The sequence below is a fragment of the Nostocoides japonicum T1-X7 genome, from assembly GCF_001046855.1.
Classification (GTDB): domain Bacteria; phylum Actinomycetota; class Actinomycetes; order Actinomycetales; family Dermatophilaceae; genus Nostocoides; species Nostocoides japonicum.
Genome location: NZ_HF570958.1, coordinates 1645861 through 1672319 on the forward strand (window position 1 = coordinate 1645861; position 26459 = coordinate 1672319).

Here is a 26459-nt window from a genome sequence, read left to right on the forward strand (position 1 = left end):
GTGGGGTGGTGCACAGGCCCCGATCGGGTGCCAGATGGCCAGGGGGGTGGAGTCAGGCGCGGGAGCGCACCTCGCGGACCCACGCCTCGACGTCGGCGGAGGCGCGCGGCATACCGGCCGACAGGTTGCGGAACCCGTCCTCGGTGACGAGGACGTCGTCCTCGATCCGCACGCCGATGCCGCGGAACCGCTCGGGAGCCTTGAGGTCGTCGGCCTTGAAGTAGAGCCCGGGCTCGACGGTCAGCACCATGCCGGGCGTGAGCTCGGCGTCCATGTACTCCTCGCGGGTCGCGAGCGCGCAGTCGTGGACGTCGAGACCGAGGTGGTGGGAGGTGCCGTGGACCATCCAGCGCCGGTGGTACTGGCCGTGATCGGTGTCGAGGGTGTCCTCGACGGAGACCCCCTCGGGCAGCAGCCCCCACGCATGGAGCCGCTCGGCGATGACCCGGATCGCCGCGGCGTGGACGTCGGAGAACCTGTTGCCGGGCTTGACGGCCGCCATGCCGGCCTCCTGCGCGGCATACACGGCGTCGTAGATCTCGCGCTGGGCGTCGGTGAACTCGCCGTCGACGGGGAGGGTGCGGGTGATGTCCGCGGTGAAGAGCGAGTCGACCTCGACGCCCGCGTCGAGGAGGACGAGCTCGCCCTCCTCGACGTCCCCGGTGTTGCGGATCCAGTGGAGGGTGTTCGCGTGGTCGCCGGCCGCGCAGATCGAGTCGTAGCCGACCCCGTTGCCCTGGTGGCGGGCGTGGAGACCGAAGACGCCTTCGATCCACCGCTCCCCGCGGCCCTTCTCCGCAGCGTCGGGCAGGGCGGCGATGACGGCCTCGAAGCCGGCCCTCGTCGCGTCGACGGCGGCCTGCAGCTGCTCGATCTCCCACTCGTCCTTGACCATCCGCAGATGCGAGAGGACGTGGGCCAGCTCGTCGTCGAGCGGCTCCAGGGTCTCTGCGTCGGCGCCGTTCTCGACACGGCTCGCGTCGAGCTGGGCGGTCAGCTCACGGTCCGCGTCGCGGACGAGGCGCACGGTCACCTCGCCGGCGTCCTTGGCGACGGCGTCGGCGAGCTCGTCGATGTGCCGCGCGATGACGCCGAGCTCGAGCTCGAGGTCCTCGATGGTCGGCCGGGCTCCCACCCAGAACTCGCCGTACCGCGAGTCCGTGAAGAACTCGTCGCTGTCCCGTCCGGCGAGTGGCCGGAAGTAGACGACGGCGTCGTGGCCCCCGCCCTCCTTCGGCTCGAGGACGAGGACGGCGTCGGGCTCCCGGTCGGCTCCGAGCCCCGTGAGGTGGGCGAAGGCCGAGTGCGGCCGGAACACGTAGTCGCAGTCGTTGCTGCGGACCTTCAGACCTCCGGCCGGGATGACGAGCCGGTCGCCCTCGTAGGCCGCGCTCACGGCGGCTCTGCGGGCGGCGGCATACGTCGCGGGCGGGCCGCCGAGGGGCCCAGTCCTCCCGGACGAACCGACGGAACGCCTCCGTCGTCGGCCGTTCGCGGATCTGGGACTTCTTCTGCTCTTCGCTCGTGCTCACCCCGCCATCGTGCCACGTGTACCGCGTCCCGCTCGACGGCGTCGCATACTGCCCGTATGCCGCACCCGTCGCCGTCGTCTCCCACCCTCGCCGAGCAGTTCCGCGGCCACTTCGCGGACAGCGGGACGCTCTACGAGGTGCTGCTCGATCGCCTCGCCGACGATCTCGACGCGGGCGGGCTGACGGCGACGATCTGCGCGGGCTGGGAGCGGGCGGCACCGACCGAGGTCGTCCAGCTGCGGCTGCTCGCGGCCATCTTCCGTGTCGTCCTGCGAGGCGACGCGCCGCAGCTGGTCCGCTTCTATCCCTGCCTCGGCGGGACCGCGCCGCCCCGGGACGCCTGGGAGACGTTCGAGCCGGTCGTCGCCGATCACGCCGGGGAGCTGCGGGCGGCCCTCGAGGTCGCACCGCAGACCAACGAGGTGGGGCGGTCCGCCCCCTTGGTCGTCGCCCTCTTCGAGGCCGTGCGCCGGACCGGCCTGCACCGCGTCCGCCTCCTCGAGCTCGGGGCCTCCGCGGGGCTGAACCTCAACGTCGACCGGTATCGCCTCGCCGGCCCCGGATGGGCGAGCGGGCCGGAGGACAGCGTCCTCGAGATCGACACCCGGTGCGCAGGCGTCCGGCCGTCGGCGATCGACGTCGTCGAGCGGCCCCCGAGGGTGCCCTGCGGCTCCGGTCGTTCGTCTGGCCCTGGCAGCTGGAGCGGCACGCGCGGCTCGCCGCGGCCCTCGACATCGTCGCGGAGCACCCGGTCGCCGTCGACCGCGCGAGCGCCTCGGCCTGGCTCGTCCCTCAGCTGGAGCGCCCCGCCGACCCAGGGGTCCTCACGGTCGTCTGGCACTCGGTGACCCGGCAGTACTGGCCGGTCGCCGAGATCGAGCGCGTCGATGCGATCGTCGAGGAGGCCCGCCCGCGCATGCCCCTGGCACACCTGTCGATGGAGGACTCGCCGACGCGTTCCGGCGGCCTGACCGACGTGGCCGTCGACGGGCCGGAGGTCCGGGTCGACGGCGACCTCGTCGCCCGCTGCCACTACCACGGCCCGCCCGTCGTCCTCCTCGGCCGCTGACCTGGACGCCCGGGCTCGAGCCGCTCACCGCCGGCCCGGTGGTCGCGACTCAGCTACCGCGCGTCGCCGTCGTGACGAGACCGATGACGGCCGCGCCCCACCAGGCCGTCTGCGAGACGACGACGGAGGCGATGACGCGCCGTCGGAGGGTGGGGGGCAGGTCCCCGAGGCCGAGCGGGTTCCCGACGAGCCGGAGTCGGCCGGCGAGACCTCGCACGGCGACGCCGTTGTTGACGACGATGAGGACGAAGGCGACCTTCGCGAGGGTCATCGGGCGCGACAGCTCGGGGGCCAGGAAGATGCCCGAGCCCGCCAGGAGGACGAGCCCCAGCCAGACGAGGGGGTCGGTCGCGTCGGCGAGACGGCGCACCTCCTCGAAGCGTCGGCGACGGGTGAGCCAGGCGAGTCCGTACCAGTCGAGGAGCAGGACCGGCCCGAACGCGAGGACCAGCCCCACGACGTGGAGCGAGCGGGCGACGGCGAACCCGGCCCCGGCGACGTGGACCTGCGTCGAGACGAGGAACGACCCGGCGATGAGCACCGTCGCGAGGACGTGCAGGTCCCACTGCGTCGAGGGGTGCTCGTGACGCCCAGCCCCCATCCCCAGCTCCTCCAGACTCACGTAACGGTGCCGCCCAAGATTTGCACGTATCTGCTCGACCCGTGGTCATGTCGTGACAGACTGCCCCGCGTGGGAAAGCATTCGGGGGGTCGTGACCTGCGCCTGATCTGGATCGCTGTCGCGGTGGTGGTCGTGCTGCTCGTCGGCGGTGGGGTCACGTATGCGATGACCCGCGACGACGGGCCGTCCACCCAGGCCGTGTCCGACCGGACGTCGGCCCCGTCGAGCTCGTCGTCGACGTCCTCGTCACCCTCGTCCTCCTCGACGGGCGGCGCCTCCGGGTCGTCCACCCCGGATGCGGCGTCGGCCGTCGCCGCGTGCGCCGAGGCGACGAGCGCCGGCGACACCCTGGCCAAGGCCGCGTCGGCCAGCGCGCGCGACTGGGGCATCCACACCCAGGCCGAGCTGGACAACGAGTCGGGGAAGCTCACGTATGCCGAGGCCGAGGCTCGGTGGGCCGACTCCAAGTCCCGGTCGCATGCTGACGTCGACGGGTTCAAGAGCGCCTATTCCACGTGGACGAGCAAGCGCGCCGCGTGCGACGGCATCGAGAAGACGACGGCCGACACCCCGTCGGCCGCAGCCGCCGCGAAGTGCGCGGACCGGGCTGCCGCGCAGGCCGAGGTCGCGTCGACGGGCAAGGTCGTCAACGACCAGTGGGCCGCCCACGTCGTCATGATGGCGGGCAAGGCCCACACCGACCACGCGGCCTACCGCAAGCGCTGGCTCGACATGGTGCACGACGCCGGGCCTGCCCTCGCGGCCTACCACGACGCCGCAGCCGCCTTGGACAGGGCGCCGAGCTGCACCGCCTCCTGACGAACCTCGCCGGCCACGCCCCCGTCGGGCCGCGACCGTCCCACGACTCCCGGCGGGCACGGCAGTCCTCAGACCCGCCCGTCGTCCCGACGCACTGACGAGCGGTCGCCGGCACAGCAGCGGACCCGAGAGGTCATAGCGCGGCGTCGGGGGCCCGGCGGCGCGCCTCGTCGGCGCTCACGTCGTCGGGCATCGTCTGACTACTCATCTCCGCCTCGACGCGACGGTGGTAGATGGAGATCTCCTCGGCGACCTTCGCCGCGTCCCAGCCGAGGATCGGGGCGATGAGGGCCGCGGCATGCGGCGCGGCCTCGATCCCGCGGTCTCGGGCCTCGATGGACACCCGGGTGCGCCGCGTGAGGACGTCGGTGAGGTGGAGGGCCGCCTCCTGGGCTGCGGCATACACGAACTCGACCTTGAGGTGACCCTCGCTGCCCGGCAGCTCCTCGCGGAGGGAGGGGTCGACGTTCATGAGCGCGATGAGCTCGACGACGAGGGAGCCGTACCGGTCGAGCAGCCGCACCATGGCGTCGGTGTCGATGCCGCAGGAGTCGGCGAGCAGCTCGGGCCGGGCGGCCATCCCCTCGAACCCGCGGGCGCCGGCGAGGGGGACGTCCTGGGTGCGGCACTCGGCGACGTCCTGCCCGAGGCCCTTCACCGCCAGGTCGACCGCGTCCTTGGCCATGACGCGGTAGGTCGTGTACTTGCCGCCGGCGACGACGACCATCCCCGGCGCCACCCGGGAGACGACGTGCTCGCGCGAGAGCTTGGTCGTCGAGCTCTCCTCGCCGGAGATGAGCGGCCGCAGACCGGCATACACGCCGTCGATGTCGTCACGGGTGAGCGGCGTGACGAGGACGGCGTTGACGGTGTCGAGGAGGTAGTCGATGTCCGCGCTCGTCGCCGCGGGATGGACCTTGTCGAGCGTCCAGTCGGTGTCCGTCGTCCCGATGATCCAGTGCTCGTCCCAGGGGATGATGAACAGGACGCTCTTCGCGGTGCGGAGGATGACGCCCGACGACGAGTCGATCCGGTCGCGGGGGACGACGAGGTGGATGCCCTTGGAGGCTCGGACCTTCAGCGACGGCTCGGTGCCGAGCATCGCCTCCAGCTCTCCGGTCCAGACCCCGGCCGCGCCGACGACCTCGCGGGCGCGGATCTCGAGGTCCTCGCCCGTCTCGCCGTCCCGCGCCCGGACGCCGACGACCGTGTCGCCGTCGCGCAGGAGGTCGAGGGCGGCCACGCGGTTGACGACGGTGGCGCCGAAACGCGTTGCGGTGCGCGCGAGCTCGAGGACGTAGCGAGCGTCGTCGACCTGGGCGTCGAAGTACTGGACGGCGCCGGTGAGCGCGGTCGGCTTGAGGCTCGGCATGATCGCCAGCGCCTTCTTCTTCGTGAGGTGGCGGTGGTGGGGCAGCCCTCCGGACTGTCCGACCCCGAACGCGAGGCCGTCGTAGAGCGCGATGCCCGACCCGACGTAGAAGCGCTCCCAGGCCGGCTTCGTCAGCGGGTACATGAACGAGACGGGCCGGACCAGGTGCGGGGCGATGGTGCGCAGGAGGAGACCCCGCTCCTGGAGCGCCTCGTGGACGAGTCCGAAGTCGAGCATCTCGAGGTAGCGCAGGCCGCCGTGGATGAGCTTGCTCGACCGGCTCGAGGTGCCGCTCGCGAAGTCCCGGGCCTCGATGAGCCCTGTCGACAGGCCCCGGGTCACGGCGTCGAGGGCGGCGCCACAGCCGACGACGCCGCCGCCGACGACGAGGACGTCGAGCTGCATCCCGGATCGGAGCCGGGCGAGGCCGGCGCGCCGGTTGGCGGGGGAGAGGGTCATCGGCTCCTGCCTTCCTCGGGTGGCTCCAGCTCGTCGTGCGGTGTCGCGTCGGCCGGCGCGCGTCCCGCGCGGATCCGGCGCGGGGTGGCCGCCGACCTCAGCCGACGTCCACCCAGCCCAGCGTGCGGTCGACGGCCTTGCGCCACCCGGCATACCCGTCCGCCCGCTGCTGCTCCGACCACGTGGGCTCCCAGCGCCGGTCCTCCTGCCAGTTGGCGACGAGGTCGTCGGTGCCGGACCAGAAGCCCGTGGCCAGACCAGCAGCGTATGCCGCGCCGAGGGCCGTCGTCTCGGCCACCCTCGGCCGCACGACCGTCGTCCCGAGGACGTCGGCCTGCAGCTGCATGCACAGGGTGTTCTGCGTCACGCCGCCGTCGACCTTGAGGAGGTCGAGCGCGACGCCGGAGTCGGCGACCATCGCCTCGATGACGTCGCGGGACTGGTAGCAGATCGCCTCGAGCGTGGCGCGGGCGAGGTGGGCGTTCGTGTTGTAGCGGCTCATGCCGACGATGGCACCCCGGGCGTCGCTGCGCCAGTAGGGCGCGAAGAGGCCGGAGAACGCCGGCACGAAGTACATCCCCCCGCTGTCCTCGACCTGGCCGGCGAGCGCCTCGATCTCGGACGCCCCCGAGATGACGCCGAGCTGGTCGCGCAGCCACTGGACGGCGCTGCCGGTCACCGCGATCGAGCCCTCGAGGGCATACACGGGGCGGGTGTCACCGAGCTGGTAGGCGACGGTCGTGAGGAGGCCGTGGCTGCTGCGGACGGGTTCGTGCCCGGTGTTGAGGAGGACGAAGTTGCCTGTGCCGTAGGTGTTCTTGGCCTGTCCGGGCTCGAAGCACACCTGGCCCACCATCGCGGCGTGCTGGTCGCCGAGGACGCCGGCCACGGGGATCTCGCCCTGCCGCCGGCCGAGCCGGTAGCAGCCGTACGCCTCCGGGTCGCTGCTCGGGTGGATCGTCGGCAGCATCGCGCGGGGGATGCCGAAGAAGCCGAGGAGCTCCTCGTCCCAGTCGAGGGTCGCGAGGTCCATGAGCATGGTGCGGCTCGCGTTCGTCACGTCGGTGACGTGGCGGCCGCCGTCGGGGCCGCCGGTGAGGTTCCACACGAGCCAGGTGTCGATCGTGCCGACGATCGCGTCGCCGTGCTCGGCCGCCTCCCGGAGCCCGTCGACGTGATCGAGGAGCCACTGGACCTTCCCGCCGGCGAAGTACGTGGCGGGCGGCAGTCCCGCCCTCGCCCGGATGACGTCGCCGCGGCCGTCCCGGTCGAGGGCTGCTGCGATGGCATCGGTCCGAGTGTCCTGCCAGACGATCGCGTTGGCATACGGACGGCCGGTATGCCGGTCCCAGGCGACGGTCGTCTCCCGCTGGTTCGTGATGCCGATGGCTCCGAGGTCGCTCGGTCGCAGGCCGGCCCGGGTCAGGGCGGAGCCGATGACGGTCTCGGTGCGCTCCCAGATCTCCAGCGGGTTGTGCTCGACCCAGCCGGCGCGCGGCAGGATCTGCTCGTGCTCGAGCTGGTGACGGGCCACCTCGGTGCCGTCGTGGTCGAACACCATGAAGCGCGTGCTCGTCGTCCCCTGGTCGACCGCTCCGATGAAGTCCGCCATGCGCGCGAGCCTAGTGTGGCCCGGCTCCTCCGCTCGGCCCCCTCCGCTCGGCCCCCTCCGCTCGGCCCCTCGGTCCGGACGGAGAACTTGCATCCGGACGGAGGAGTTGCTCCGTCACGACGCAAGTTCTCCGTCCGAGTGCGTCGCCGGGTGCCGTGTCACCGTGACCCTGTGGATAACGGGCGAGGCGAGCGGCGGTTTTCGGGCATCGTCGGGGCATGGAGGAACGGTTGATCGGGCTCGCCGAGGCGCGCGGGGGCACCTTCACGGCGGGGGATGCCGAGCGAGTGGGCATGCACGAGCACGATCTCGTCCGCCTGTGTCGAGTGGGCTCGATCGTGCGGATCCGGCGCGGCGCCTACGTCCTGGCGGAGTCCCTGCAGGACGTCTCGCCCGAGCGCGGCCTCGCCGTGCGGACGCGCGCCGTCATGGCGACCCGGCCGGACTCGGTCGCCTCGCATCAGGCGGCGTTGGCGATGCACGGGCTGCCCCTGTACGGCCTGCCCCTGCACGTCGTCGACGTCCTGGGGGACGTGAACCGCGTTCGTCTGGAGAGCCGGGTGCGGATGCATCCTCGCGTGCGGGTTCCCGAGACGGTGGAGGTGGACGGGATGGACTGTGTCCCCGTCGCGGTGGCGGTCGCCCAGGTCACGCTCCGGCACGGACTTCTCGCGGGTCTCGTGCCCGCGGACGCGGCGTTGCATCGGGGGATGTGCACGATGGAGACGATCGCCGGCGCATTGGGCGACCGAGCCCGCACGACGAAGGCCAAGGCGACGGCCAGGCAGCTGCTCGCGCATACCGACCCCGTATGCGAGTCACCGGGAGAGACCCGAACCCGCATCCTCCTGCGCGACCTCGACCTCGGGGAGGACGTGCGCAGCCAGGTGTCGCTCTACGACGGCGACGGCGACTTCGTCGCGCGGGTCGACTTCCTCGTCGGCGAGCGCGTCGTCGTCGAGTTCGACGGCCTCGTCAAGTACGCCGCGGGAGCCGGGCGTGAGGCCGTCATCGACGAGAAGCGCCGGGAGGACGCCATCCGCGCACTCGGCTACCTCGTCGTCCGGCTGACGTGGGCGGACCTCGAGCGTCCCGGACGGGTCGGTGCGCTCGTCCGTCGCGCACTCGTCGCCGCGTCGGCGCAGCGCCCCGTCGGCTGAGGGCGCGCCCGGGCGGCCGATGTGCGCGGACGGTCGGGCTGCGCGGGCGGCCCTCGGCGTGGACGGAGAAGTTGAGTTCGGACGGAGCAAGTCCTCCGTCATGACGCAACTTCTCCGTCCGGGTCATGGGCGTGGCCGGTCGGGGTCGGAGGCGGGGAGCCAGGAGCGGGGGGCGCGGGAGGAGGGGAGGGGATGGACGTGACCAGCGGAAAGGCATACTGAACGACGTGGCTCGCCCTCCTCGCATCCCACGTCCCAGCGGGCCGCGCCACGAGGGCCGGATCCGCTCCCAGACCCGGCGCGCCTTCCGGCCCAGCGGCCCCCCGACCGACGAGATCCCGCTGTGGACCTCGCCCGACGGCGTGAGCGTCGACGAGGCCCGCGCGGTCATCGACCTCGCCCTGCGGGCCGGCACCGCCATGCTCGCCCACGGGGGCGAGCGCCGCCGACGTCACGACGACGGTCATCAACCTCGCCCGCGCCTACGGCCTGCGCTCGGTGCACATCGACGTGACGTACACCTCCATCACCGTCAGCTACCACCGGGGGCCGAACGCCGACCCGATCACCGTCCTGCGGGTCGTCGGTATGCGGACCCAGGACTTCACGCGGCTCGAGCGGCTTCGGGCACTGGTCACCGACGTCTCCCGCACGACGATCCCGGTCGAGGAGGCGCGGGTCCGGTTCGACGCCGTCGTGACCGCGGCGCACCCGTACCGGCGCTGGCTCGTCACCACGGCGAGCGCCGTCCTCGCCGCCGCCGTCGCCGTCCTCATCGGTGGCGGCTGGCTCGTCACCCTCGTGAGCTTCGTGAGCGCCGTCGCCATCGACCGCTCGACGCACTTCCTCTACAAGCTCGGCATCGCGCCGTTCTTCGCCCAGGTCATCGCGGCGGCGATCCCGACGGCGACCGCGACCCTTCTCGTCGTCGCCGCGACGCGGGGCTCGGGCACGGCGGCGAGCATCGAGCCGTCCCTCGTCGTCGCGGCAGGCATCGTCCTGCTCCTCTCGGGCATGTCCGTCGTCGGCGCGGCCGAGGACGCGCTCGCCGGCTACTACGTGACGGCCGGGGCCCGGACCTTCGAGGTCGGCGTCCTCACCCTCGGCATCGTCATCGGGGTGAGCCTCGTCCTGTCCATCGGCAACCGGCTGGGGTACTACGTCGCGGTCACCTCGATGACGACTCTCGAGCCGAGTCGGGCCCTGCAGCTCGGCTGCTCGTTCGTCATCGCGGCGGCGTTCGCCGTGTCCGCGTATGCGGTGGGGCGGGCGGTCTTCATGAGCGCGGTCCTCGGCACGGTCGCCTGGTGGATGTATGCAGCCCTGACCGGAGCGACGCTCGGAGCCGCCACCTCGGCTGCCATCGCGGCCGCTGTCGTCGGCCTCCTCGCACAGGCCGCCTCGGGGCGCCTCAACATGTCCGCCATCGCGGTCACGACGGGCGGGATCGTCCCGCTGCTGCCCGGACGCGCCGTCTACCAGGGCATCTCCCAGATCGTCTCCGACCCAGAGACGGGCTTCGTCACGGGCATGACGACGCTCGCCGGGGCCGCCGGCATCGGGATGGGACTCGCCGCGGGAGTGTCGATCGGCTCCTACTTCGGCGGGCTCATCGGCGCCTGGCGGTTCGGGGGGACGCTGCCCCGCATCGCCGGCCAGCGGCGGAGGGATGGCGACGAGCCGCGAGCGTCCGACGCGCGCGCGGACGTCGACGGGTTCGCCGGCTCCTCCGACGACACCGGCGCACTGACCCCGGTCCGTCCACCCGGCGGGCCGACGTGAGCAAGGGCACCCCGCCCGTGGCATACCGACACCTCGTCCGTCGGGCACCATGGGCCAGGCGCCGTATGCCGTGAGGTGAGGAGAGAACGATGCAGTTCGGGCGGTCCTACGAGGAGTTCGAGATCGGTGCGACGTACCGGCACTGGCCGGGCAAGACGGTGACCGAGTACGACGACCATCTCTTCTGCCTCCTCACGATGAACCACCACCCGCTCCATCTCGACGAGCACTACGCGCAGGAGACGACCCAGTTCGGGAGAAACGTCGTCGTCGGCAACTACGTCTACTCGATCCTCCTCGGCATGTCGGTGCCCGACGTCAGCGGCAAGGCGATCGCCAACCTCGAGATCGAGTCGCTGCGCCACGTCGCGCCGACCTTCCACGGCGACACCCTCTACGGCGAGACGCGCGTGCTCGACAAGTGGGAGAGCACGAGCAAGGACGACCGCGGCGTCGTCCACGTGGAGACCATCGGGTACAAGCAGGACGGCACCGTCGTCTGCATCTTCCGCCGCAAGGTCATGGTGCCCAAGCAGTCCTACCTCGACGCGCGCGGCGGTGAACAGCCGGGTCGTCCCGTCCCGGTGCCCGACCGGAACTGGCCGGGGCCGGAGGGCGCCTCGGCCTGATCCGGTATGCCGTGAGCCGTCCGGGTCCGTCCGTGTTCGACTAGGGTGCGCGGATGCCTGCGCTGCAGCTCCTGCGGGCCGACCACCGCCCCGCGGTCCTGGCCTTCGAACGGGAGAACCGCGACTACTTCGCCGAGACGATCTCGGACCGGGGCGATGAGTACTTCGACCGGTTCGACGAGCTCTTCGACGAGCTGCTGGACCGGCAGGAGGCGGGTGAGGTCGCCAACCACCTGCTCTTCGACGAGGACGGCGTGGTCCTCGGCCGGTTCAACCTGTACCGCCTGCAGGACGGGACGGCCGAGGTCGGCTACCGGGTCGCGCAGCGGGTGGCCGGCCGCGGGGTCGCGACCGCGGCGGTGCGGGAGCTGTGTCGGCTCGCGGCGTCCCGGCACCACCTGCATACCCTGACGGCCGCGACGAGCGACGAGAACGCCGCGTCCCGGCGGGTGCTGCTCAAGGCCGGGTTCGTCCCGGTGGGGCGCGCCGACCCTGCCGACCTCGGTGGCCGGCACGGCGCCCGGTACCGCCTCGACCTCACCGCCCCGGCCACCGGGCGGTGACTCCCCGGTTGGGGCGGTGGTGCGGTGCTGTGAGGGCCACGATCCGGGCCGAGCGTCACGCTCGTCGGTGAGCGATCGGGACCGGGACATATCGGGCCATATCGTGGGTCACTAGGGTGGTCGGGTGCTCGTGGATCTGCATACCCACTCCACCGCGAGTGACGGCACCCTGTCGCCGGGCGAGGTGGTCCGGGCCGCCGCGGAAGCCGGACTGACGACGTTCGCGCTCACCGACCACGACACCTTCCGCGGCTGGGACGGTGCGGTCGACGCGGCTCGGGAGTACGGCGTCGGGCTCGTCCGCGGGATCGAGATCTCGTGCGTCGACGCCCGGATCAGCATCCACCTGCTCGGCTACCTGCCGGACCCGACGATGCCCGAGCTCGTCGCGGAGCTCGACCGGACGCGAACGAGCCGGACGACCCGGATGGAGCGGATGGTCGCGCTCATGGCGGCCGACGGCATACCGGTGACGATGGCCGACGTCATGGCCCAGACGGACGAGGAATCGTCGACGACCGTGGGGCGGCCGCACCTCGCCGATGCGCTCGTCGCGAAGGGCCTCGCCCCCGACCGGACGGCGGCCTTCGAGCGCTTCCTCGGGCGGGGGAGCCCCTACTACGTGCGCCACTACGCCCTCGACGCGGTGTATGCCGTGCGCCTCATCCGGGCGGCGGGCGGCGTGCCCGTCATGGCTCACCCGTTCGCCGAGTCCCGCGGGCGGGTCGTCGCCGACCCGGTCATCGAGCGGCTCGTCGCGGCGGGGCTGGCGGGTCTCGAGGCGGACCACCCCGACCACACCCCCGACCAGACTGCCCACGCTCGGGAGCTCGCGGAGCGGTTCGATCTCCTCGTGACCGGTTCGAGCGACTTCCACGGCGCGGGGAAGCCGAACCGCCTCGCCGAGCGCACCACCTCGCCCGACGTGCTCGAGGCGCTCCTCGCCCAGGCGACGAGCGGCCTCGAGGTCGTTGGGCCCGCCGCGCCCTGACCCTTCGCTCGTCCGTCTCCCGTCGTTTCCGCACGTGCCCCGGGCGCAGCCCCGCCCGCTCCCGCACGTGCCGAGTTGTTGTCCCCTACCGACGAGTAGGACGACATCTTCTCGGCACGTGCGAGGTGAAGCCGGGGAAGCGCGGCCTCGGGCGACGACCTGGGGACGTAGGTCAGCCGAGGGCCTCGAGGATCGCCGGGACGACCTCGTGCATGTCGCCGATGACGGCATACGTCGCCTTGGTGACCATCGGGGCGTCCGGGTCGGTGTTGATCGCGATGATCGTCCGCGACGACGAGCAGCCGGCCCAGTGCTGGATCGCCCCGCTGATCCCGCACGGGATGTAGACGTCCGGGCTGATCCGCGAACCGGTCTGGCCGACCTGCTCGTGGTGCGGCCGCCAGCCGAGCGAGGTGACGACCCGGGATACGCCGAGCGCGCCGCCGAGCCGGTCGGCGAGCGCGATGACCTCGTCGAACCCGTCGGGGCCGCCCGCACCGCGACCGGCGCCGACGACGACCTTCGCGCCGGTGAGGGCGGAGGTGTCGCCACCGTCCTTGCCCTCGACGCGCACGACCTGCGCGACGAGGTCCCGGTCGCCGAGGGTCGCCTCGATGGGCGTCACCGTGGCGGCGCCGGGGGCCGTGGCGGCCTCCGGCTCGACCGCGTGACCGGCGACGGTGAGGACCCGCAGGTCCCCCGAGAGCGACATCTCCTCCAGCGCCGCCCCGCCGACGACCTGCCGGACGACGTGGAGCGGGGACGGCGACGCGATGGAGACGACGTTCGCCGCCATCGGGACGCCGCGGCGCGCGGCGACATGGGCGAGCACCTCGTTGCCGCGGGGCGTGCCGGCGGCGAGGAGCAGGTCGTCACCGGACGCCGCGAGCGCGGCCTCGGTGATCGTCGCCCAGGCGGCCGCGGCATACCGCTCCGGCGCCGAGGGAGCGACGTGGACGACGGCGACGCCCTGCTCGGCGAGGTCTGCGACGACGTCGTCGGTCGCGTCCCCGAGCACGAGGGCGTGCAGCTCCCCGGCGCCCTCGACGCCGCGGGCGAAGGTGAGGGTCTCCCGGGAGACGAGGGCCGCGCGGCCCTTCTCCACCTCGACGATGACAAGGCTCATGACGGCACCACTCCGAGCTGCTTGAGGGTCTCGACGACGGCCGCGGCGGCGCCGGGCCCTTCCCCGAGGATGGTCACCTGTGTGGGCGGGGGAGGCGGCACGGTCAGCGCGACACGACCGCTCCCGACGGTGGGTGGCTTGGGCGAGACGGTCTCGACCGGCGCCTTCTTGGCCTTCATCCGGCCCATGACGCTCGGGTACCGCGGGTTCACGCCACCCTCGAGCACCGTGACGACGGCAGGAAGCGGGACCTCGTAGACCTCGGCGCCCTCGCCGCTGTCGCCGCGCAGCTCGGCCGTGTCGCCGTCGACGGTCACCGTCTGGATGCCCGTCACGACCGGCCGGTCGAGGAGGTATGCCAGCCGGATGCCGACCTGGAAGTCGCCGGTGTCCGCCGCGTCGTTGCCGAGGAGGACGAGGTCGTATGCCGTGCCGGCCTCCGCCCGCGCCCGGACGACGTCGGCGATCGCCTCGGCGATGTCGGCGGGACCGTACGCATCCGGCTCGGCCTCGATGAGGACGCCGTCCTTCGCGCCGACCGCGAGCGCGGACCGGAGCTGCTCGACGGAGTCCTCGGTGCCGAGGCTGAGGACGGTGACCTGGCCACCGGTCGCGTCGGCGACCTGGACGCCGATCTCGACGGCCGCCTCCTCGTGGTTGGAGGTCGTGTAGCCGCTGTAGCGGCCGTCGACGCCCATGCCGTCGGGCGTGAGCGTCACCTCACCGCTCGCGTCGGGGACGCGCTTGACGCAGACGAGGATGTTGCTCATCAGGCACCTCCGACGGTGACGGGCTCGGCCGGGGCCTCGACGCCACGGATCCTGGCGTTCTCCGGGTCGAACAGGGGCGTGGCGTCGTTGGCGGCGACCGTCACGGGGTAGAGCTCCTCCATGTACGACACGGCGAGCTCGTTGCCGACGACGGCCTCCTCCGGTGGGAGGAACGCCATGAGGACGTGCTTGCGCAGACTGGGCGCCGATCCCGCCGTCGTGACGTACGGCCGGTGTCCGTGGCCGTCGACGATCGGCGTGCCGTCGCGCTTGAGGATCGGCTCACCGCCGAGCATGTAGCGCTTCACGCCCGTCGAGGACGTGTGGTCGTCGACGGTGAGCGAGCACAGGACGGTCTTCGGCGGCTCGCCGGCCTGGGCGAGGAGGGCCTCCTTGCCGATGAAGTCGGCGTCCTTGAGCTTCTTGCGCTCCATGCCGGTCTCGGTGAGCGTGCGCTCGGTGTCGAGCTCGAAACCGTAGGCGCGGTAGCCCTTCTCGATGCGCCCGGTCGTCGCGTAGACGCCGATGCCCGCGGGGACGAGCCCGTGCGGCCGGCCGGCCTCGTAGACCCGGTCCCACAGGGCGGCGCCGAGCTCGATGGGGACGTAGAGCTCCCACCCGAACTCGCCGACGTAGGAGATCCGCGAGGCGAGGACCATGAGGTCGCCGATCTCGATCTCCCGGCACGTGCCGAAGCCGAAGGCCTCCTTGCTCACGTCGTCGCGGGTGATGGAGGAGAGGATCTCCTTCGCCTTCGGGCCCCAGAGGCCGATCGTCGTCCACGACGAGGTGAGGTCGACGACCGTGGCGCCCTCCGGCATCCGGTCGGCGAACCACTTCTTGTCCGCCATGCCGTGCGCACCGCCCGTGACGACCCGGAAGTGGTCGTGCCCGAGCCGCATGACGGTGAGGTCGGAGCGGAAGCCGCCGCGCTCGTCGAGGACGGGCGTGTAGATGACCCGTCCGACCCTGACGTCGGCCTGCGCGACGATGATGTGCTGCACCGCGTCGAGCGCCTTGGGTCCGACGACGTCGAAGATGGCGAAGGCCGTCAGGTCGATCATGGCCGCCGTCTCGCGCATCCGCAGGTGCTCGGCGTTGATGATCGGGCTCCACCAGCGCGAGTCCCACTCCGCCGCCCGGGGCATGAGCTGGTCCTCGTCGTATGCCGCGAGGAGGCTCTCGTTGGAGGCGTACCAGTGCGGGCGCTCCCAGCCGGCCGCCTCGTAGAAGACGGCGCCGAGGGCCTTCTGGGCGTCGTGCATCGGCGCGAGCCGCAGGTTGCGCGCGACCGTCCACTGCTCGCTCGGGTGGACGATGCCGTACGTCTTGTTGAACGCCTCGCTCGTGCGCTCCTTGACGAACGCACGGGTCCGCTGGAACGGGTAGAAGCGCGCGATGTCGGAGTGGCCGAGGTCGATGCCGGGGTTGCCGTGCGTCATCCACTCGGCGACCGCCTTGGCGGTGCCCGGGCCCTCCTTGATCCAGATGGCCGCGGCCGACCAGAGGCCCTTGACCTCGGGCGTCTCGCCGAGGATGGGGAAGCCGTCGGGGGTCAGGGAGAGAAGGCCGTTGATGGCATACCGGATCTCGGCCCGCTCGTCGCCGAGCAGCTCGGGCATGAGCTCGAGGGCCTGCTCGAGCTGCGGGTCGAAGTCGTCCTGGGTGAACGGCATCTCGGTGGGCGACAGCTTGGCCTGCTCGATGCTCGGGATGTCCTCGGGGTCCCAGAGGATGGGCCGGTGGGCGTAGGAGCCGACCTCCATGTCCGAGCCGACCTGGCGCTCGTAGCAGAAGGTGTCCATGTCGCGGACGATGGGGAAGGAGATCTCGCCGGGGCGCTCGGCGAGGGCCTCGCAGGGGCCGACCGAGATCATCTGGTGGACGGCGGGGGTGAGCGGGATGTGGGCCCCGGCCATCCGGGCGAGCTTGGGGCTCCACACGCCGCAGCAGATGACGACGGTGTCGGCCTCGATGGTGCCCTGTGTCGTCTCGACGGCCTTGATCGCCCCGTCGACGACCGTCATGCCGGTGACCTCGACGGTCGGGACGACGGTGAGGGCGCCCTTCTCCTGGGCGCGCTCGCGCATGATGGTGCCGGCGCGGAGCGAGTCGACGACGCCGACGCTCGGGGTCCAGAAGCCGCCGACGATGACGCTGGGGTCGAGGAAGGGAACCTTCTCGACGACCTCCTCCGGCGTCACGAGGGAGGCCTCGACACCCCACGCCTTGGCGCTGGTCATCCGGCGGCGCAGCTCCTCCATCCGCTCCTCGGTCCTTGCGACCTCGTAGCCGCCGGACTGGGTGAAGACGCCGAGCTCCTGGTACTGGCGGACCGAGTCCGCGGTGATGTCGAACATCTCGCGACTGTGGTCGACGGGGAAGATGAAGTTGCTCGCGTGACCCGTCGAGCCGCCCGGGTTGGGCAGCGGGCCCTTGTCGAGCTGGACGATGTCGGTCCAGCCGAGCTCGGCGAGGTGGTAACAGAGTGAGTTGCCGACGATGCCGGCGCCGATGACGACGACCTGGGCCTTCGCGGGGAGGGCGGCCATGCGCGAGTTCCTCTCAGTGGTGCGTATTGCGCAACGCGATGCACGATAAGCAACGCGTGGCCGCAGCCTACTCCTCCGGCCCGTCCGGCAAAACCCCCTTCCGCGCTTCTGAGACGGGTCTCGCGGCCTGCTGACCGAGCGCCAGCTTTATCGGGTGACCCGACAACACTGAGCTTCACCCGACAAGGGAACCCGGGTGAAGCTCAGTGTTCCGGGGTGACCCGATAAAGCGGCATGGGGACCGGCGAGGGGAGTGGGGTTGACGGGAGCGACAGGGTGGGTCTCAGGGGTAGGTGTTGGGCTCCTTCGTGTGGTCGACGTGGTGGTGCAGGTCCACGCCCTCGAGGTCGTGCTCCTGGAGGTGCCGGCGGAGCGGGGCGCGGAGGGTCGACTCGAACGTCTCCGCCCGCAGAGACTTCCACAGCGACAGGCACATGGCGAGCAGGACGAGGAGGAACGGCGTCGCGATGATGATGACGCCGATCTGCAGGGCCTCCAGCCCGTTCGCGAAGAGGAGGACCGTCGCGATGGCGCCGGTCGCGACGCCCCAGAAGATGACCATGAAGCGCACCGGTTCCTCGTGGCCCCGCTGGGACAGGATGCCCATGACGATCGAGGCCGAGTCGGCGCCGGTGACGAAGAAGATGGCGATGAGGAAGACGGCGAGCGCCACGGTGACCGTCGAGAGGGGGAAGTCGCGCAGCGTCGTGAAGAGCGTCGTCTCCAGACCTTCGGCCACGAGGGCCGCCATGTCCTTGCCCTGGCTCAGCTGGAGGTCGAAGGCGGCGCCACCGAGGATCGAGAACCACACGAAGCTGACGAGGCTCGGCACGGCGATGACGAAGACGACGAACTGGCGGATCGTGCGGCCCTTGGAGATGCGGGCGATGAACATGCCGACGAAGGGCGTCCACGAGACCCACCAGGCCCAGTAGAAGATCGTCCAGCCGCCCATCCACTCCGCGCCGCCGAAGACGCCGGTCCGGAAGCTCATCGCCGGCAGGTGCGTGAGGTAGCCGCCGATGGACTCGGTGAAGGTCGAGAGGATGAAGACGGTCGGGCCGACGACGAAGAGGAAGAGGACGAGCAGCCCGGCGGCGACGGCGTTGGCGTTCGACAGCCACTTGATGCCCTTGTCGATGCCGCTCACCGCGGAGACGACGAAGCACAGGGTGAGGAAGGCGATGACGAGCGCGGCCGCCGTCGTGCCGTACTTCGCGTGCCCGAACACGTTCGCGAGGCCCCCGGTGATCTGGAGCGCACCGAGCCCGAGCGAGGTCGCCGAGCCGAAGAGCGTCGCGAGGATCGCGAGGATGTCGACGGCCTTGCCGGTGCCCCCGTCGGCCCGCGACCCGATGAGGGGGCGCAGCGTCGCGCTGATCAGGTTGCCCGTGCCCTTGCGGTAGGCGAAGTAGGCGATCGTCAGGCCGATGACGGCATACATGGCCCACGGGTGCAGCCCCCAGTGGAACAAGGTGTACTCCATCGCGAGGTGCGCCGCGTCGGCCGACCCCGCCTCCGCCATGCCCATGGGCGGCGTGTTGAGGTGGGTGAGCGGCTCGGCGACGCCGTAGAACATCAGGCCGATTCCCATGCCCGTCGCGAACATCATCGACACCCACGAGAACGTCGAGAACTCGGGCACCGAGTCGTCCGGGCCGAGCTTGACGTTGCCGTAGCGCGAGAATGCGAGGACGAACGAGAACGCGACGAAGAAGGCGCTCGCGAGGACGAAGAGCCAGCCGAGGTTGCCGGTGATCCACGACAGGACCGCCCCGCCGTTCTTCGCGAACGACTCGCTCTGCAGCGAGCCGTAGAGGACGAACAGGGCGGCCAGCCCGGCGGCGACCCCGAAGACGAGCAGGTCGGTGACGGGATGCCGATGGCGCGGGGACTCGGCGTCGGGTGGTCGCGTGTCGGGTTCGGTGGTCGCTGACATGGTTCCCTCCTTCGTGGCGCCCTTGCTGAAGGGGCGCCGTGACCTGCGGATGATGCCGATGTGCCGGTATGCCGAGCCCCCCGGACGTCACAGAAGGTCACGTCCGGGGGACGCAGCCCACCGTCACGGTTACTTGATCCAGGCGTTGATCTTGTCCTGGTTGGCGTCGACCCACTTCTTCGCGGCGTCCTCGGGCTTCATGTTGTCGCCCGCGATGTACTTCGCGACGAGGTTCTGGTCGTCGTTGGTCCAGTTGAAGTTCTTCACGAGGCCGACGGCCGGTGATCCGGAGTTGGCGAACTTCACCGAGATGAGCTTGTTGAGCTTGTACTCCGGGTAGTCACAGGCGATCTTGGAGGCCACCGCGTCGCAGCCCTCGGTGTACTTGGGCAGTGAGACCTTCTTCAACGGCACCTCGGAGAGGAACCACTGCGGCTCGTAGAAGTAGCCGATGAGCCACGTCTTGTTCTTCTCGGCCTGCCGGAAGGCGGTGATGAGCGCGGTCTCGGACCCCGCATACACGACCTTGAAGTTCAGCTTGAGGTTGGTCACGAGAGCCTCGTCGTTCGTCACGTACGAGGGGTCGCCGTCGAGGAGCTGGCCCTTGCCGCCGGACTCGGACGTCTTGAAGTTGTTGGCGTACTTGTTGAGGTTCTGCCAGTTGAGGATGTCGGGGTGGGCCGTCGCGAGCCACGGCGGCACGTACCACCCGATGACGCCGATGTTGCCCGTCTGGCCGGCGTCCTCGACCGTCTTGGCCTGGGTGATGTACTTCTTGACGAGGTCCGGATGCCCCCAGTTCTCCAGGACCGTGTCGACCGTCCCGGCGTTCATGCCCTGCCAGGCGATCTCCTCCTTGACGTTCGTGTACTTCACGTCGCAGCCGAGCTTCGTCTTCGCGACGTACCCGACGACGTAGGCGTCCGCCTCGTAGCCCACCCATGGGTTCACCGCGATGTTGAAGGTGCCGCACTTGGCTCCCCCCGACGAGCTGCCGCCGCCGGCGGAGTTGATGTCTCCCCCGCCGCACCCGGCGAGGACGAGCCCAGCGGTCGCGCCGACCGCTACCAGGCCGATCCGGCGCCTTGTTGTCCGACTCATGTCGTCTCCTTCTCTCCGACGCCAGGGGCGGCGTTCGGTCGTCTTCGGATCCGCTGCCGTTCACTCCTGCCGGGCGGCGGCATACCTCATGATGCGGTCGAGCATGACGCCGATCGCGGTGATGGCTATGGCTGCTGCGAAACCTTTACCGAACAGGTTCTGCTGCGAGAAGCCGGCGACGACGAAGTATCCGAGGCTCCCGGCGCCGACGAGACCCCCGATGACGACGATCGACAGGACGTAGAGCAGTCCCTGGTTCGTCGCGAGGATGAGCCCGGGCCGGGCCATCGGGACCTGCACCTTGGTGATGGTCTGCCACGTCGTCGTGCCGACCGAGCGGGTCGCCTCCAGCGTCGTCTCGGACACGCCGCGGATGCCGTCGGCGACGAGCTTCGTCGCGACGGGGAAGGCGTAGAGGACGCCGGCGACGATGGCGGTGAACCGGCTCGCACCGAAGAGGGCGAGGGCGGGGACGAGGTAGACGAAGGAGGGGATCGTCTGGAAGGTGTCGAGGACCGGGCGGACGACGAGGTCCGCCCGCCCGCTGCGGCCCATCGCGACCCCGAGGACGATCGCGACGACCATGGTGAGGACGGTCGCGACGATCGTCATCGCGAGCGTCTGCATCGAGTCGTACCAGAGGCCGGTGCCGAGGATGATGGCGCCGCAGATGGCCGTCGCGGCGAGCGCCCGTCGGCCGCCGAGGGTCGCGGCGACGCTGAGCAGGACGGCCGCCATGAGCCACCACGGGACGTTGGAGAACAGCGACTGGAGCGGGTTGAGCAGGCCGTAGCTCACGACGTTCTTGACGAAGGAGGTGATGACGTCGAAGGTGTTGACGACCCAGTTCGTCGCGTCGTTGATCCATGAGGAGACGTCGCTGCCGATCGTCGCCTTGTCCGGCCACTGGGCGGCCCACAGGTAGAGGTGGGAGAGGTATGCGAGGACGAGTGCCACGACCGCGGTGCCGAGGAGGAGCAGCTGACGTGTCCGGGGGGCCAGGGTCGAGCCGGAGCCGCGGCGGGCCGCCCGCTCGGCCCGCTCGCTGGCCGCGGTCGTCGTCCGGTCGAGCATGATGGCCGCGAGGACGATCCCGGACCCGGCGACGAAGGCGTCGCCGACGTTGAGCGCCTGAAGGGCCTGGATGACGTCCTGGCCGAGGCCGGGTCCGTTGACGAGGGCGGTGACCGTCGCCATCGCGAGGGCGGCGAGCGTGCACTGGTTGATGCCGACGACGATGGTCCGGCGGGCCATCGGCAGCTGGACCCGGCGCAGCAACTGACCCTTGGTGACGCCGAGCGAGCGGGAGGCCTCCACGGTCGACTCGCTGACGCCGTGGATCGCGTGCTCGGTGATCCGGGCGACGGGCGGCAGGGCGTAGATGAGGGTGATGACGATGGCGCAGGCCGGGCCGATGCCGAAGAAGAGCGCGAGCGGAGCGAGGTAGGCGAACGACGGCATCGTCTGCATGATGTCGAGGATCGGCGTGAAGAATGCGCTGACCCGCTTGCGCCGAGCCATCCAGATGCCGAGCGGCAGGCCGATCGCGACCGACACGAGGACCGACAGCCCGGTGACGATGAGCAGGTCGATCCCGTCGGTCCAGATGTCGAGGACGTTGAACAGGAGGAGGGTGACGACGACGAGGATCGTCGACCGCCAACCGGCGACGGCGAAGGCGACCCAGCCGAGGATGGCCGTCACGCCGAGCCAGCCGATCTCCGGGGTCGGCCGCGCGCCCGGCGGCGTGGAGAGCATCTTCTGCAGCCAGGCGACGACGTCGTTGATGAACGTGACGATGTTGCCCAGGACGGTGTGGAAGAAGAAGTTGGTCTGCTGCCAGTCGCCGACCTTGTCGGAGACGTCGTTGAGCCAGTTCATGAAGCCGTTGAGCTCGGCGTACGGCAGGGAGAGGGTCATCTTCCCGCGGAGCAGCAACCAACCGAGCACCCAGACCGCGGCGATGATCGCCAGCTTGAGGGGGATCCGCCGGTTCTTGTACTCGACGATCGGCTGTTCCTCGAGCGTCGGGCCCGGTCCCTGATCGGGCGCGGGTGCGGCCGCGTCGGTCGCCGTCGCCGTCATGCCGACTCCTCCTCGGCGACGACGACGCGCAGGATGTCCTCGTCGTCGACGATCCCGACGGTCTGGCCGTTGTCGTCGACGACGCGGACCGGGCCCTGCGCGTCGAGCACCGCGCGGGCCGCCTCGCGGATGATCGTGCCCGACGGGAGCGTCCGGTCGGACACCTGCTCCCCGGGCACCTCCGGACGGCATACCCACTTCAGGGTCAGCACGTGCGACTTGGGCACCTCGCTGACGAAGTTGCGCACGTAGTCGTCGGCGGGCGCGCCGACGACCTGGTCCGGTGTGCCGATCTGGACGATCTCGCCGTCGCGCATGATGAGGATGCGGTCGCCGAGCTTGAGGGCCTCGGCGAGGTCGTGGGTGATGAAGACCATCGTCTTCCCGACCTCCTCGTGGAGGCGGACGACCTCGTTCTGCATGTCCCGCCGGATGAGCGGGTCGAGGGCCGAGAAGGGCTCGTCGAACATGAGGATGTCGGGGTTGCTCGCGAGGGCGCGCGCGAGGCCGACGCGCTGCTGCATACCGCCGGAGAGCTGGTCGGGGTAGTTGGTCTCGTACCCCGACAGGCCGACGAGGTCGACCATCTCCTGGGCTCGCGATCGCCGCGCGGCCTTGTCCTCGCCGCGGACCTCGAGGCCGAAGCCCACGTTGTCGATGACCTTGCGGTGGGGGAGCAGGCCGAAGTGCTGGAACACCATCGACACCTTCTTGCGGCGGATGTCGCGCAGCGCATCGTCGTTCATCGCGGTGATGTCCTCGCCGTCGAGCAGGACGGTGCCGGACGTCGGCTCGATGAGCCGGGTGATGAGCCGCACGAGCGTCGACTTGCCCGACCCCGAGAGGCCCATGACGACGAACACCTCGCCGGGCGCGACGTCGAAGGAGACGTCGCGCACGCCGATGACGTGCCCGCTCTTGGCCAACAGCTCCTTGCGGGAGAGCTCGAGGTCGGGCGTGCCGACGAGCTTCTCCGCCTTGGGGCCGAAGACCTTCCACAGCGACTGGACCTGCAGGGCGGGCTGGGTCATCTCTCAGACCTCCGAGTGGGCGGTTTTCCGGGTGGTCGGCGGCCACAGGGGGCTGCCTGCGCGCAGGTTGTACCAGGGCGCGTCCGAGGGGGGCAGGGGCGTGTTGCCCGCGATGAGGTCGGCGGACTTCTCGGCGAGCATGACGACCGGCGCGTAGATGTTGCCGTTCGTCACGTAGGGCATCGCCGAGGCGTCGACGACCCGGAGTCCTTCGACGCCGTGGACCCTCATCGACGTCGGGTCGAGGACCGACTCGTCGTCGAGGCCCATCCGCGCCGTGCAGCTCGGGTGGAGCGCCGTCTCGGCGTCCTTGGCGACCCAGTCGAGGATCTCCTCGTCGGTCTCGACGCTCGGTCCCGGCGAGATCTCCCCGGCGTTGAACGGCGTGAACGCGGGCTGGGTGAGGATGTTCCGCGCGACGCGGATCGCCTCGACCCACTCGCGCCGGTCCTGGTCGGTCGAGAGGTAGTTGAAGATCAGCGAGGGCTTGACGTGGACGTCGGCGCTCCGGATCGTCACGCTGCCGCGGGCGTCGGAGTACATCGGGCCGATGTGCACCTGGTAGCCGTGACCCTCGACCGGCGAGCTGCCGTCGTAGCGGATCGCGATCGGCAGGAAGTGGAACATCAGGTTGGGGTAGTCGACGTCGTCGTTGGAGCGGCAGAAGCCGCCGCCCTCGAAGTGGTTCGTCGCGCCGAGGCCCCTCTTGAAGAAGAGCCAGTTGGCCGCGAGCCCGGGACGGCGGTACCACGTGAGCCCGTCGGCGATGGAGACCGGGAGCTTGCTCGCATACTGGATGTAGACCTCGAGGTGGTCCTGGAGGTGCTGGCCGACGCCGCGCACGTCGGCGACGGTGCGGATCCCCAGCGGTTCCAACGTCTTCGCGTCGCCGATGCCGGATGCCTGGAGCAGCTGGGGGGAGTTGATCGCCCCGCCGCAGAGGATGACCTCGCCCGCCCGGACCGTGTGGTGCCGACCGAGGTGCTCGTACTCGACGCCGACGGCTCGCGTCCCCTCGACGACGATCCGTGTCGTCAGCGCGAGCGTGCGGACGTGGAGGTTCGGTCGGTCCATGACGGGATGGAGGTAGGCCCGCGCGGCGGACAGCCGGCGACCCTTGTGGACGTTGCGGTCGAAGGCGGCGAAGCCCTCCTGCCGGTAGCCGTTGACGTCGTCGGTCAGCGGGTAGCCGGCCTGCTGGGCGGCCTCGAAGAAGGCGCCGAAGAGCGGTCCGTTCGCCGGACCTCGCTCGAGGACGAGGGGCCCCGATCCTCCGCGCCACTCGTCCGCACCGGCGAGGCAGGTCTCCATCCGCTTGAAGTAGGGCAGGCAGTGGGCGTAGTCCCAGCTGTCCATCCCGGGGTCGGACGCCCAGCGCTCGTAGTCCATCGGGTTGCCGCGCTGGAAGATCATCCCGTTGATCGAGCTCGAGCCGCCGAGGACCTTGCCGCGGGCGTGGTAGACCCGCCGGCCGTTCATGAAGGGCTCCGGGTCGGACTCGTACTTCCAGTCGTAGAGCCGGTTCCCGATGGGGAACGGGAGAGCTGCCGGCATGTGGATGAGCGGGTCGAAGGAGAAGTCGCTCCGCCCCGCCTCGAGGACGAGGACCGAGGTCGCCGGATCCCCGGACAGCCGGTTCGCGAGGACGCACCCGGCGGACCCGCCGCCGACGATGACGATGTCGACCCGGTCGGGCACGTCCGCGCCGAGCTTGTGCCGGACGCGGGCAGCGGCCGAGAGCCCGCTCATGCGAACCATCCCTGCACGGTCGGTGCGATGTTGTGCCACACGTGCTTGGTCTCCTGGTACTCCTCCAGGCCGACAAGCCCGAGCTCGCGGCCGTTGCCGGACTGCTTGTAGCCGCCCCACTCGGCCTGCGGCACGTAGGGGTGGTAGTCGTTGATCCACACGGTGCCCATCCGCAGCCGGGCGGCGACGCGCTCCCCCTTGCCCGCCGTGGCGGTCCACACCGCGCCCGCGAGGCCGTAGACCGAGGAGTTGGCGATGGCCACCGCCTCGTCCTCCGTCGCGAACGTCTCGACGGTGAGCACCGGCCCGAACGACTCGTCCTGGACGACGGACATGTCCGCCCGGCACCGGTCGAGAACCGTTGGCAGGTAGTAGAAGCCGTTCTCGTATGCCCCGCCGTCCGGTCGCGCTCCGCCGCACCGCAGCCGCGCGCCCTCCTCGAGGCCCCGGGCGACGTAGGCCTCCACCTTGTCGCGGTGCGCCGCCGAGGTCAGGGGACCGGTCTGGGCCGACTCGTCGAAGGGCCCGCCGAGCCGGATCTGCCGAGCACGCTCGACGAGGTCGTCGACGAACTCCTGCGCGACCGACTCCTCGACGACGAGCCGGGCGCCGGCGCTGCATACCTGTCCGGAGTGGAGGAAGACGGCGGTCAGCGCCATGTCGAGGGCGACCTCGAGGTCCGCGTCGGCGAAGACGATGTTGGGGTTCTTGCCGCCGAGCTCGAGGGCGAGCCGCTTGACCGTGGGGGCGGCCGCCACCATGAGGTGGCGACCCGTCACGAGTCCGCCGGTGAAGGAGACGAGGTCGACGCGGGGGTCGCCGGACAGGGGTCCGCCGACGGCGCCGCCGGCTCCGAGGACGAGGTTCCCGACGCCGGACGGCAGGCCCGCCTCCTCGAGAAGGCGCATGAGGTGGATCGTCGTGCTCGGGCTGATCTCGCTCGGCTTGAGGACGAAGGTGTTGCCCGCGGCGAGGCACGGCGCGACCTTCCACGAGGCCTGCAGGAGCGGGTAGTTCCACGGCGTGATGAGCGAGCACACCCCGACCGGCTCCCGGACGACGGTGCTCACGACGTCCGCGCGGCCGGTGTCGACGACGCGGCCACCCTCGCCGCCGCTCATCGCGAACCCGGCGTAGTGGCGGAAGACGCTCGTCACGTCGTCGACGTCGAACTCGCTCTCGACGTAACGCTTTCCGGTGTCGAGGGACTCCGCGCGGGCGATGTCCGCCTTGTCGCGCTGGAGCAGGTCGGCGACCCGGGCGAGGAGCGCCCCGCGTTCGGCCATCGGGCTCCGCGGCCAGGGCCCCTCGTCGAAGGCACGGCGCGCGGCGGCGACGGCGGCGAGGCTGTCGGCCTCCGAGCCCTCGTCCACCTCGGCGACGACAGTGCCGTCGGCAGGACAGGTGATGGTGCGCCGGCCGCCCTCCTCGGCGGTGACCCACGAGCCGTCGATATACAGGTCAGGCACGAGACCTCCGGTTCCAGGCGTTGCTCA

General features: G+C 70.9%; 18 protein-coding genes and 2 pseudogenes. 7 read left to right on the plus strand and 13 right to left on the minus strand.

Annotation, left to right across the window (positions count from 1 at the left end; translation table 11 throughout):
• Positions 1 to 52: 52 nt before the first annotated feature.
• Positions 53 to 1532, minus strand: a pseudogene (locus tag BN12_RS07380) (aminopeptidase P family protein).
• Positions 1533 to 1588: 56 nt separating this feature from the next.
• Here BN12_RS07380 and BN12_RS07385 point away from each other — a divergent pair.
• Positions 1589 to 2601 (plus strand): annotated as a pseudogene (locus BN12_RS07385) (DUF2332 domain-containing protein).
• A gap of 49 nt (positions 2602 to 2650) precedes the next feature.
• On the opposite strand, the gene BN12_RS07395 reads toward BN12_RS07385, so the two are convergent.
• Positions 2651 to 3202: a hypothetical protein gene (locus tag BN12_RS07395; RefSeq protein WP_048551334.1), complete on the minus strand. Its 552-nt coding sequence runs from the start codon at positions 3200 to 3202 to the stop codon at positions 2651 to 2653.
• A 90-nt stretch (positions 3203 to 3292) separates the two neighbouring features.
• Here BN12_RS07395 and BN12_RS07400 point away from each other — a divergent pair, with 90 nt between their 5' ends.
• Complete coding sequence (locus BN12_RS07400; protein WP_157635394.1) at positions 3293 to 4042, plus strand: hypothetical protein; 750 nt, start codon at positions 3293 to 3295, stop codon at positions 4040 to 4042.
• A gap of 133 nt (positions 4043 to 4175) precedes the next feature.
• Here BN12_RS07400 and BN12_RS07405 read toward each other — a convergent pair whose 3' ends face one another.
• Both BN12_RS07405 and glpK read right to left on the minus strand, forming a co-directional pair.
• Positions 4176 to 5873: a glycerol-3-phosphate dehydrogenase/oxidase gene (locus BN12_RS07405; RefSeq protein ID WP_048551337.1), complete on the minus strand. Its 1698-nt coding sequence runs from the start codon at positions 5871 to 5873 to the stop codon at positions 4176 to 4178.
• Positions 5874 to 5970: 97 nt separating this feature from the next.
• Complete coding sequence (gene glpK / locus BN12_RS07410) at positions 5971 to 7485, minus strand: glycerol kinase GlpK (protein WP_048551341.1); 1515 nt, start codon at positions 7483 to 7485, stop codon at positions 5971 to 5973.
• Between the two features lie 218 nt (positions 7486 to 7703).
• Between glpK and BN12_RS07415 the strand changes: the two genes are divergently transcribed.
• The 5 genes from BN12_RS07415 (at position 7704) to BN12_RS07435 (ending at position 12610) form a co-directional block, all read left to right on the plus strand.
• A complete protein-coding gene (locus BN12_RS07415; RefSeq protein WP_048551343.1) occupies positions 7704 to 8645 on the plus strand; it encodes a type IV toxin-antitoxin system AbiEi family antitoxin domain-containing protein in 942 nt (313 codons plus the stop codon).
• Positions 8646 to 9134: 489 nt separating this feature from the next.
• A complete protein-coding gene (locus tag BN12_RS07420) occupies positions 9135 to 10427 on the plus strand; it encodes a threonine/serine exporter family protein (protein ID WP_235432544.1) in 1293 nt (430 codons plus the stop codon).
• 89 nt (positions 10428 to 10516) lie between these two features.
• Positions 10517 to 11056, plus strand: coding sequence for a MaoC family dehydratase (locus tag BN12_RS07425; protein ID WP_048551344.1), 540 nt, complete (start codon positions 10517 to 10519; stop codon positions 11054 to 11056).
• A gap of 53 nt (positions 11057 to 11109) precedes the next feature.
• Entirely contained in the window at positions 11110 to 11619 is a 510-nt protein-coding gene (locus BN12_RS07430) for a GNAT family N-acetyltransferase (protein ID WP_048551346.1), read from the plus strand.
• A 124-nt stretch (positions 11620 to 11743) separates the two neighbouring features.
• Positions 11744 to 12610, plus strand: coding sequence for a PHP domain-containing protein (locus BN12_RS07435; protein WP_048551348.1), 867 nt, complete (start codon positions 11744 to 11746; stop codon positions 12608 to 12610).
• A 172-nt stretch (positions 12611 to 12782) separates the two neighbouring features.
• On the opposite strand, the gene BN12_RS07440 is transcribed toward BN12_RS07435, so the two are convergent.
• From BN12_RS07440 to BN12_RS07480, 9 genes are all read right to left on the minus strand, one after another.
• Positions 12783 to 13736 carry an electron transfer flavoprotein subunit alpha/FixB family protein gene (locus tag BN12_RS07440; protein ID WP_048551351.1) on the minus strand — a complete coding sequence of 318 codons (954 nt, stop codon included), beginning with the start codon at positions 13734 to 13736 and terminating at the stop codon, positions 12783 to 12785.
• Positions 13733 to 14506 (minus strand): electron transfer flavoprotein subunit beta/FixA family protein, encoded by a 774-nt coding sequence (locus BN12_RS07445; protein WP_048551353.1) that lies wholly within the window; start codon positions 14504 to 14506, stop codon positions 13733 to 13735. The genes BN12_RS07440 and BN12_RS07445 overlap by 4 nt, the downstream gene beginning before the upstream one ends.
• Positions 14506 to 17058: a GcvT family protein gene (locus BN12_RS07450; protein WP_048551355.1), complete on the minus strand. Its 2553-nt coding sequence runs from the start codon at positions 17056 to 17058 to the stop codon at positions 14506 to 14508. Before BN12_RS07450 ends, BN12_RS07445 begins: the two co-directional genes overlap by 1 nt.
• A 283-nt stretch (positions 17059 to 17341) precedes the next feature.
• The gene (locus BN12_RS07455) at positions 17342 to 18997 is read right to left on the minus strand and encodes a BCCT family transporter (protein WP_048551357.1); all 1656 of its coding nucleotides are present in this window, start codon (positions 18995 to 18997) and stop codon (positions 17342 to 17344) included.
• 129 nt (positions 18998 to 19126) lie between these two features.
• Positions 19127 to 20098: an ABC transporter substrate-binding protein gene (locus tag BN12_RS07460; protein ID WP_048551359.1), complete on the minus strand. Its 972-nt coding sequence runs from the start codon at positions 20096 to 20098 to the stop codon at positions 19127 to 19129.
• Positions 20099 to 20158: 60 nt separating this feature from the next.
• Positions 20159 to 22183, minus strand: a complete 2025-nt coding sequence (locus BN12_RS07465) for an ABC transporter permease (RefSeq protein ID WP_083454484.1) — start codon at positions 22181 to 22183, stop codon at positions 20159 to 20161.
• Positions 22180 to 23214 carry a quaternary amine ABC transporter ATP-binding protein gene (locus BN12_RS07470; protein ID WP_048551361.1) on the minus strand — a complete coding sequence of 345 codons (1035 nt, stop codon included), beginning with the start codon at positions 23212 to 23214 and terminating at the stop codon, positions 22180 to 22182. Before BN12_RS07470 ends, BN12_RS07465 begins: the two co-directional genes overlap by 4 nt.
• Before the next feature lie 3 nt (positions 23215 to 23217).
• Positions 23218 to 24963, minus strand: a complete 1746-nt coding sequence (gene betA, locus BN12_RS07475) for a choline dehydrogenase (protein WP_083454485.1) — start codon at positions 24961 to 24963, stop codon at positions 23218 to 23220.
• Positions 24960 to 26432: an aldehyde dehydrogenase family protein gene (locus BN12_RS07480; protein WP_048551362.1), complete on the minus strand. Its 1473-nt coding sequence runs from the start codon at positions 26430 to 26432 to the stop codon at positions 24960 to 24962. Before BN12_RS07480 ends, betA begins: the two co-directional genes overlap by 4 nt.
• Positions 26433 to 26459: the final 27 nt, after the last annotated feature.